The sequence below is a fragment of the Arthrobacter sp. H14 genome, from assembly GCF_000520495.1.
GTDB lineage: Bacteria > Actinomycetota > Actinomycetes > Actinomycetales > Micrococcaceae > Arthrobacter_C.
On the sequence record NZ_KI914654.1, the window covers coordinates 39,988 to 41,747 of the forward strand.

The 1,760-nt window shown below is 63.5% G+C and carries 2 protein-coding genes; both read right to left on the minus strand.

The features are described 5' to 3' along the window. On the minus strand, positions 1 to 638 hold a 638-nt coding region (locus tag Y707_RS29810), incomplete at its 3' end, for a phosphotransferase family protein (protein ID WP_216699245.1). Continuing rightward, a partial coding sequence (locus tag Y707_RS25415) for an acyl-CoA dehydrogenase family protein (RefSeq protein WP_081744812.1) occupies positions 638 to 1,760 on the minus strand: 1,123 nt, incomplete at its 5' end. The genes Y707_RS29810 and Y707_RS25415, both read right to left, overlap by 1 nt.

A 1,760-nucleotide genomic window follows, 5' to 3' on the forward strand; every position in this document is an offset into this window, starting at 1 on the left:
TGCGGGAGGTTGGCCCGCAGCCAGCCGCCGAGCTTTTCGACGTCGGGCAGTTTCCTGGTGGTGTTGACGTCCCACAGGGCGGCAAAACGTTCCACCTGGCGGCTGAGGTAACCGTCCGGGCGTCCGAATGAGGCGACTTCGGGGACGGTCACGTCCACTTGGTGCAGTTTCACCAGGGTGTCGACGACGGCGGCGCTGGTGGATTTGCGGAGCTTCGGTGAGTCCAGATAATCCGGGGTGGTGTCGGTGAGGACCGATCCTTCCAGGAAGGACATGATGTAGAACGGCACGCCGAGGATGGAGGGATCGTCACAGATGGCCAGGATCTGCGGGACGGGTACACCCTGATTGCCGACCGCTTGCTGTATCCGTGCCTCGCGCACCATGTCGTGCGTCGATTTGGGAAGCGGCGGCCGGGGTCCGCGGCGCAGCACGAACGCCTCGCCGCCGCGTTCTATCCGGTAGGTGATATTCGACTGGCCATCGCCAATCCGCTCCCAGGAAATCCGACCCGATCCGAGTCTGCGGGCATCGAGGAACTCCGTGACGGCATCCACTATCAGCAGCGGCGGCAATGCCAGGTTGGCAGCGTCGGCCTTCGTAGCGACGACTTCAACGCCATCGGGATAGTTCTGCATTAGAGCTCTCCTTCGGTGACATCGGCCAGATAGGGGGCGCCGGCGTCGACCTCTTCCTTGCGGCGTTTGGAAGCGCGGCGGGAGATCGCCCATTTGTGCGTCTCATTCGGCCCGTCGTAGACCCGGAATGGCCGCACTTCGTTGAGGAAAGAAGCCAGCGGCAGGGCATTGGACATGCCGTCGCCGCCGCACAGCTGCATCGCCCGGTCGATGACGCGGAAGATCGCCTCCGAGCAGTGCACCTTCGCGATTGAGGACATGGCGGAACCGGCTTTCGGGTCCGATCCCAGCAGATCGCCGGTCTTGGTGATGATCGCGTCGGAGGTCTCGATGTCGATGACAGACTGCGAAATGAGCTCCTGTGCGAGACCAAGATCCTTCATCTTGGAGCCGAACATTTCACGTCGTTCGCAGCGGTCCAGGGCGATGTCCAGTGACCGGCGCGCGAGTCCGAGCCAACGCATGCAATGGGTCAGACGGGCCGGGCCCAGCCGCACCTGGGCGTAACGGAAGCCGAGTCCAACGCCACCCAGGACGGCGTCCTCGGGAACGAAGCAATCGTCGAACCGGACGTGTGGGTGTCCGCCGCCGATCGCCCGGTCAATGGTGTGAATGTGATTGCCGAGGATGAAACCGGGATTGGACGTGTCGACGAGGAACATCGTTGCTCCGGCCGGCGCATCACCCTCAGCATCCGTGCGGGCCATGACAATGCTGAAGCCGGCGCCGTCAGCGCCGCTGATAAAACGCTTGTCGCCATTGATCTTCCACCCGCCATCGACCTTGTGTGCCGCCGTCGTCAGCATGGAAGGGTCCGAACCGGTCCCGGGATGCGGCTCCGTCATGGCGAAGCAGGACCGGATATCGCCGGCCGCCAGCGGTGCCAGATACTGCTGTTTCTGTTCGGTGGTGCCGATGAGGTTGATCATGTGCATGTTGCCCTCGTCTGGAGCCATGCAGTTCAGCACCGCCGCTCCGATGGGGGAGTAGCCGGCCTCCTGGAAGACAGGGGACCAATCCTCGACCGCAAGGCCTTGTCCGCCGAACTCCTTTGGCACATGCGGAGCAAAGACGCCGGCCTCTTTGGCTTGCTGCTGCAAGCGGCGCCGGGTGTCGTCGTCG